Source organism: Arthrobacter sp. NPDC080031 (assembly GCF_040702485.1).
In the GTDB taxonomy this organism is placed as follows: Bacteria; Actinomycetota; Actinomycetes; order Actinomycetales; family Micrococcaceae; genus Arthrobacter.
The window spans coordinates 107,723-114,185 of record NZ_JBFBLA010000004.1; the positions used below are offsets into that span (position 1 = coordinate 107,723).

Annotated in this window: 6 protein-coding genes; 2 read left to right on the forward strand and 4 right to left on the reverse strand. The window is 64.2% G+C overall.

All coding sequences use genetic code 11. From position 1 onward, the window contains the following. Positions 1-33 precede the first annotated feature (33 nt). Positions 34-999, forward strand: coding sequence for an aldo/keto reductase (locus tag AB0323_RS04740; RefSeq protein WP_366176338.1), 966 nt, complete (start codon positions 34-36; stop codon positions 997-999). A 16-nt stretch (positions 1,000-1,015) separates the two neighbouring features. Here the strand turns inward: AB0323_RS04740 and AB0323_RS04745 are convergent, their stop codons facing one another. The 4 genes from AB0323_RS04745 to AB0323_RS04760 are packed head-to-tail and all read right to left on the reverse strand — an operon-like array spanning position 1,016 to position 4,884. Then, complete coding sequence (locus AB0323_RS04745; protein WP_366176339.1) at positions 1,016-1,936, reverse strand: TauD/TfdA family dioxygenase; 921 nt, start codon at positions 1,934-1,936, stop codon at positions 1,016-1,018. A gap of 58 nt (positions 1,937-1,994) precedes the next feature. Then, positions 1,995-2,903: an ABC transporter permease gene (locus AB0323_RS04750; RefSeq protein WP_366176340.1), complete on the reverse strand. Its 909-nt coding sequence runs from the start codon at positions 2,901-2,903 to the stop codon at positions 1,995-1,997. After that, complete coding sequence (locus AB0323_RS04755) at positions 2,903-3,835, reverse strand: ABC transporter ATP-binding protein (protein WP_366176341.1); 933 nt, start codon at positions 3,833-3,835, stop codon at positions 2,903-2,905. The genes AB0323_RS04750 and AB0323_RS04755 overlap by 1 nt, the downstream gene beginning before the upstream one ends. Positions 3,836-3,837: 2 nt before the next feature. Beyond that, positions 3,838-4,884 (reverse strand): ABC transporter substrate-binding protein, encoded by a 1,047-nt coding sequence (locus AB0323_RS04760; protein ID WP_366176342.1) that lies wholly within the window; start codon positions 4,882-4,884, stop codon positions 3,838-3,840. A 415-nt stretch (positions 4,885-5,299) separates the two neighbouring features. Here AB0323_RS04760 and AB0323_RS04765 point away from each other — a divergent pair, with 415 nt between their 5' ends. Beyond that, positions 5,300-6,163, forward strand: a complete 864-nt coding sequence (locus AB0323_RS04765; RefSeq protein WP_366176343.1) for a CoA ester lyase — start codon at positions 5,300-5,302, stop codon at positions 6,161-6,163. Positions 6,164-6,463 lie beyond the last annotated feature (300 nt).

A 6,463-nucleotide genomic window follows, 5' to 3' on the forward strand; every position in this document is an offset into this window, starting at 1 on the left:
CGCGTTTGCTGTGCGTTGTGAAAGAGTTTGAAAATGACTGCAAAGAGTGAAACCTCCACCGGCCGGCTCATCTATGGCTGCATGGGCCTCGGAGGTCCGTGGGAAGGCAGCGAATACGGGGCTGCCGAAATTGAGCAGGCCGCGTCCGCGATCGAGGCCGCGATGGGCATCGGGATCGTCCTGTTCGACCATGCCGACATCTACCGCAGCGGCAAGTCCGAGGCAGTGTTCGGTGAGGTCCTGGCCGGGACGCCTGGGCTACGGGAGAAGATCCAGCTCCAGACCAAGTGCGGCATCCGGCTCGGCCAGCCCGGAGTCGAAGGCCACTACGACCTCAGCAAGGACGCCATCCTGGAAAGGGTCAACGGAAGCCTGGAACGGCTCAGGACCGACTACGTCGACGTGCTGCTTCTCCACCGCCCCGACCCCCTGATGGAACCAGCAGAGGTGGCGTCCGCCGTCGGGCAGCTCATGGCGGAAGGCAAGGTGCGGCAATTGGGCGTGTCCAACATGTCCGGCGCGCAGATCGCCTTCCTGCAGGACCAGCTGGAGGTGCCGATCGTGGCCAACCAGCTGGAAATGAGCCTGCACCGGCGGGCTTGGCTTGAGGGCACGGTGCTGGTCAACCACGACGATGCCCTCGGCTACAGCTTCCCGCACGGCACCCTGGAACACTGCGTCGGCCAGGGAATTGAGCTGCAGGCCTACGGATCCCTCGCCCAAGGCAGGTACACGGGCTCGACGCCGGATTCCCAGACTGCCGCCGACACCGCAACTGCCGCTCTGGTCGCCAAGCTCGCGGAAGCAAAGGGTGTCACTCCTGAGGCCGTGTTGTTGGGGTGGCTCATGAAGCATCCGGCACGCATTTCCCCTGTGCTGGGCAGTTCCAACCCGGCGCGGATCGCTGCCTGCGGGGATGCTGCCGCCGTTGCCGCAGCCATGACCCGGACCGAGTGGTACGGCCTGTGGGTGGCTGCGCGGGGCAGCAAGCTCCCCTAAAGCGCGTTAAAGGCAGCTACAGCGGCGCGACAGGGGAGTAGGCGGACGAGTCACCCTGGATCGACTGGCTCGGCTTGCCGTCGACGCCCACCGGGATGTCGCCGGCGATCGTCACGCGGTTGAGCTTGCGCGGCTGGCCGTCGTAGTTGTCGGGGGCGTAGTGCTGGGTGATGCGGTTGTCGAAGAGCACCAGCTGGTTCGGCTCCCAGTTCACGCGCACCACGTTCTCCGGACGGGTGACGTAGGCCTGCAGCAAGCGGATGATGTCCTTGGACTCCGTGTTGGACAGCCCCACGATCCGAAGGCGCTGCGCGAAGCCCCCAATGAACAATCCGCGCTCGCCGGTCAGGGGATGGACACGCACCACCGGGTGGGCGGTTTCGAACTTGATGCGGGTGAATTCCTTGCGGCGCTCATCGGCATTCTCATGTTCCAGGTTCTTCGGCACCGAGTAGTCGTAGTCGTTGGTGTGGATCGCCCACAACGTGTCCGCGAAATTCCGGAGCTCATCCGGCAAATCCGAGTATGCCCCGGCCGAAGAAGCAATCAGCGTCTCGCCACCGTAGGACGGAAGATCGATGCTGCGCAGGGTCGAAGCCTGTGGCGGGTTGACCACGAACGTGACGTCGGTGTGCCAGTTGTTGGCCGAACCGTTCTCGCTGTCCACGGGCAAGACGTTCTCTTCGCCCTCCACGGACGCAACCGTCGGATGCGCCGTGGTGAGCGGCCCGAAATGGCTGGCGAATTTCACTTGGGCCTCGTCGCTGAGAATGTTGGCCTCGCGGAAAACGAGGGCTTTGTGTTCATTGAGCGCGGCCCGGATCTGCTCCACGGTTTCCGGGGCGAGATCGCCGCTGACGTCGAAGCCGCGGATTTCGGCGCCGATCCGGGATCCGAGCTTGGCAAATTCCAACTTTGTTTCGGTAATGACGGACATTTTTTGTTCCTTTTCTGTGGTGACTGTGTTGTGACCTGCGGGATGGATGGATTGACGGTCAGGAACCGGACCCGACGGCGGTCCGCCAGCAGGAGAAATGCCGTTCCAGGGCTACGAGGAGGAAATTCACGGCCAATCCCAAAAGGGACACCGTGAGAATGCCGGCGTACATGTCCGGGATCAAGAAACTGCTCTGGGCGTTCACAATGAGGTAGCCGAGCCCGGCCTTCGCCCCTACCATTTCCGCCGCGATCAACACCAAAATGGAGGCCGTGCCGGCCATGCGGATTCCCGTGAAAATGGTGGGCACCGCGGAAGGCAGGATCACTTTGCGGAACAGGGCGAGGCTCGAGAGGCCGAGCGACTTCGCGGCCCGGATGAGCAGCGGATCCACGGTCTTGACGCCCGCGATCGTGTTGAGCAGGACCGGGAAGAACGCCGCGTAGGCCACGATGCTGATCTTGGACTCCTCGCCGATCCCCAGCAGCAGTGTGAAAACAGGCAGCAGTGCAAGCGCGGCAGTGTTGCGGAACAGTTCCAGGAGCGGGTTCAACACTGAATTGAGCCGCCCGTACCAGGCGATCAGCAGCCCGAGGGAAACGCCAGCCACGAGGGCCGCGCCGAATCCCGACACCGAACGGGTGAGGCTCGCGGCCAAATGCCCCTGGATGGTGCCGGATTCGAACAGCTTGCCCCACGCGGCCAGGACCTCGTGCAAGGGCGGCAGGAATACCCGGGTTGACGGACTCGCCAGATAGCTCGGCCCGAGTTCCCAGAGAGCCAGGAACGCGATGATCCCGGCGGACTTCCACAGGGCGGAACCGGCGCGGGCGGCGGCTGTCCGTGCAAAGGCGGGTACCGCCGTCGTGCTCCGACGCCCCTCCTGCGCCGGACCGGAGTGCCCGACGGCGGGCGCTTGCTTTGGCGCGGCGCTCGCCGCGGGCTGTTGCGCGAGTGTTGTGGTCATCAGGCTGCGCTCCTTTCGGGAGTTGTTCCGGGGATTTCATCCGGGGCGGTGCCGTCCGGCTGGATCCTGCGGTGCCCGGCGTCCTGGGCGAGGCGGACTTCGTCGTGCAACAAGGTCCAGACCTTGTGCCGTTGTTCGACGAAAGCGGGGTGCGAGCGGATGTCGTCCCCGCCGTCGCGGTCCGGGATGTCCACGTCCACGATTTCCTTGAGCCGTCCGGGCCTGGCGCTGAGGACGGCGACACGCTGCCCGAGGTACACGGCCTCGTCGATGCCGTGCGTGATGAAGACGATCGTCTTTCCCGTGGCCCGCCAGATCCGCAGGAGCTCGTCCTGGAGCTGTTCGCGGGTCTGGGCGTCCAGAGCGGCGAAGGGTTCGTCCATGAGGAGCACATCGGGCTCGTAGGCGAGGCTCCGGGCAATGGCCACCCGCTGCTTCATGCCACCCGAAAGCTCATGCGGGAAACGGTCCTCGAAGCCGGCCAAGCCAACCAGCTTGAGGTATTCGCTTGCCTTGGCGGCACGTTCGCGGCGATTGGGCTTGCGCCCGTCGATGCCCCTGCCTTCGAGCCCGATCGACACATTGGCCGATGCCGTGCGCCAGGGAAAGAGTGCGTACTGCTGGAAGACAACGGCACGGTCCTTTCCGGGTCCCGACACAGGCCGGCCGTCCACCAATACCTCGCCGGAGGTGGGCGTGGACAGGCCCGCCAGGAGGTCCAGCAAGGTCGTCTTGCCGGAACCACTCGGCCCCACCAAGGTGAGGAACTCGCCGTCGCGCACGTCGAGGCTCAGGGAGTCGAGGGCGGTCAGCGTGGCGGGCTCTTGCGTGCCGGTCTTGCCAGCCGCCCTGTGCTGGGAGGCCTTGGAGCCCTTGCCGGGGCGGACGGTGAATTGCTGGGTGACATTGCGGAGGCTGATTTTTGCGGTCATCACTATCCCTTGGCTGTGCTTGGGGTTGGGGTGCTTGATGCGAGATCGTTGAACTTGTTCGTGTAGTACTTCGACGGTGTGAGATCGTTCTTCACGATTCCCGAGCTCTTCAGCCACGCGGACCAGCGGGTGAAGTCCTCGTCCTTGATCACGCCGTTGTCGGGTACGCCGGGGCTCTTCCAGTACTGCAGGTTCGCGGTGCTCTCGTTGCGTCCGCGGGCCTCGATGATCTTCTTGAAGCGCGCGATCACTTGTTCGCGCGGCGTCTCGGTCTCCCACTTGATGGCCTTGGCCACACCCGTTGCAAAGGTCCGGGCCGTGTTGGGGTTCTTTTCGATGAAGTCGTTGCGGAGCACGTACTGTCCGCCGGCAAAGGTGCCGAAGAGTTCATAGTCGTTGAAGAGCGAACGCAGTCCGCCGGCGGCAACGGCATGGTCCTGCAGGACGCCGCCCAGGCTACCTGCGTCTACCTGGCCGCGGCGCACGGCTTCTTCCGTGTCGTTGGGCGCGAGCACTACCAGTTGTACTTGCTTGATTTCGTCCTGGCTGAGGCCGTTCTTGCCGAGGTAGGTGTTGATGACGGCTTCGGAATGCGCGCCCAGGGTGTTGACGCCGATCTTCTTGCCGATGAGGTCCTTGGCGGTTTTGATGGGGCTGTCCGCCTTGACGTAGAAGCCGTTGAACGTCTTCGCATCTTCGCCGTAGTAGTTCACGACGGCTGTCACCGGGGCCCCTGCCTCAATCAGCTTCACCACGGCTCCGGCGAACGCTCCGCCGAAGTCGGTCTGGTTGGTGGCCGCCGACTGGATGTCCTGGGGACCGCTGATGGTGTTGCCTACCCAGTTGAGTTTGAGGTCACCCAGGTAACCGAGGTCCGCCGCCAGTTCGGGGAGGCCGACGTTGTTGGCCGAGCCCTGGTAGCGGAGCTCCTTGGCTTCCGGTTGGCCGGCTGTCTGGTCTCCCGCTTGGGCATTGCCGCCGCAGCCGGTCACCGTCAGCGCAAGTACGACGGCGGCCGCGACGCTTAGCAGGGGCTGGTGCAGTTTCATGGGAGCTACTTTCTGGGGAGTGGATTTCGTTTCTCCGGACGCGGTCAGGAGCAGACCGAACCGCCGGTGGGAACGATGTAAGCGCATGTCCGCTGCTCAGGGGAAGCCCGGCGGTAACGCCCGGAAACGCCGGGAAACCGGGCGAAATCCAGCGAAATGCACGCGCAACTCCGGGCAATGCAAGGACTCATTTCGCACTGCGTCTCCGGGTTGAGCTGCATTGCGCTGCGGGCTCCGCAAAGTGCGCCAAACCCAACTGACTCGCAGTTGTTGTCGTTTTGACGGGGCAAAACGACAACAACTGCGAGCCAGTTGGGGCGGGGGTGTGCCTGTCACAATTGTTTTGTTCGTATTGATGCCCACACCGGCGCCCGATTCTTAGCGTTCCTGGCGGCTGGCCGGATACGGTAGATACATGACGTCTAGCACCGCCGCCGAGTCCATTCGGTCCACCCGCAAAATTCCCGCCGACATAGCCCGCTCCTGGCTCCTCGTGAACGCCATGAAGACAGAGCTTTTCGACCAGTCGGCCTCATCGCGCGCGGACGCCATCATCCTTGACATCGAGGACGCGGTGGACCCGTCCCAGAAGGACATTGCCCGCGACAACGTCATCAACTGGCTGCGCGCCGGCGGCCAGGCCTGGGTCCGCATCAACGACGCCACAAGCCCGTTCTGGGCCGACGACCTCGCCGGCCTGCGTGGCACGCCCGGCCTGTTGGGCGTCATGCTGGCCAAGACCGAGTCAGCGGACCAGGTCACCGAGTCCTTCCACCGCATGGACGGCAAGACCCCGGTGGTCGCCCTCGTGGAATCGGCCCTCGGCATCGAGGAAGCCAACCACATCGCCCGCGCCCAGGGCGCCTTCCGCCTGGCCTTCGGTTCGGGCGACTTCCGCCGGGACACGGGCATGGCCGCCACCCCTGAAGCAATGGCCTACCCGCGTGCCAAGCTCGTTGTCGCGAGCCGCGTGGGCAACCTGCCGGGCCCCATCGACGGCCCGACCGTCGGCACCAACCACCCGATCCTGCGCGAGCAGACCGGCATTACGGTGACCATGGGCATGACCGGCAAGCTCTGCCTGGCCATAGACCAGACCACGGTCATCAACGAGGTCATCAGCCCCACGCCGTCCGACGTCGCCTGGGCCACCGATTTCATGAACGACTTCGAAGCCAACGGCAGGGTCATCCGCGACGGTTCGGACCTTCCGCGCCTCGGCCGCGCCGAAAAGATCATGAAGCTTGCCGTGGCCTTCGGGGTCCAGCCCTCCCTGTAAGGGCACGCGTCACACCCACCGACGCTCGCTCATCCACCGACGTACCGGGCATCCACAGACGCCCCCGCTCACATACGTCCGGCTTTTTCGTGACGCTCGCTCACAAACAAGCCCAAACGACGGGATCCTCCCGCAGATCATCTGAGCGGGCGTCCGTGGTTTGGCCCTTATAGGTGAGCGAGGGTTTGAGGAAAGCGGGTCATAGGTGAGCGAGGGTTTGAGGAAAGCGGGTCATAGGTGAGCGAGGGTTTGAGGAAAGCGGGTCATAGGTGAGCGAGGGTTTGAGGAAAGCGGGTCATA

Excerpts from the sequence above, each read along its gene's own strand:
- AB0323_RS04755 (WP_366176341.1), bottom strand. The coding sequence starts at position 3,835 with ATGACCGCAAAAATCAGCCTCCGCAATGTCACCCAGCAATTCACCGTC.
- AB0323_RS04765 (WP_366176343.1), top strand. The coding sequence starts at position 5,300 with ATGACGTCTAGCACCGCCGCCGAGTCCATTCGGTCCACCCGCAAAATT.
- AB0323_RS04750 (WP_366176340.1), bottom strand. The coding sequence starts at position 2,903 with ATGACCACAACACTCGCGCAACAGCCCGCGGCGAGCGCCGCGCCAAAG.
- AB0323_RS04740 (WP_366176338.1), top strand. The coding sequence starts at position 34 with ATGACTGCAAAGAGTGAAACCTCCACCGGCCGGCTCATCTATGGCTGC.
- AB0323_RS04760 (WP_366176342.1), bottom strand. The coding sequence starts at position 4,884 with ATGAAACTGCACCAGCCCCTGCTAAGCGTCGCGGCCGCCGTCGTACTT.
- AB0323_RS04745 (WP_366176339.1), bottom strand. The coding sequence starts at position 1,936 with ATGTCCGTCATTACCGAAACAAAGTTGGAATTTGCCAAGCTCGGATCC.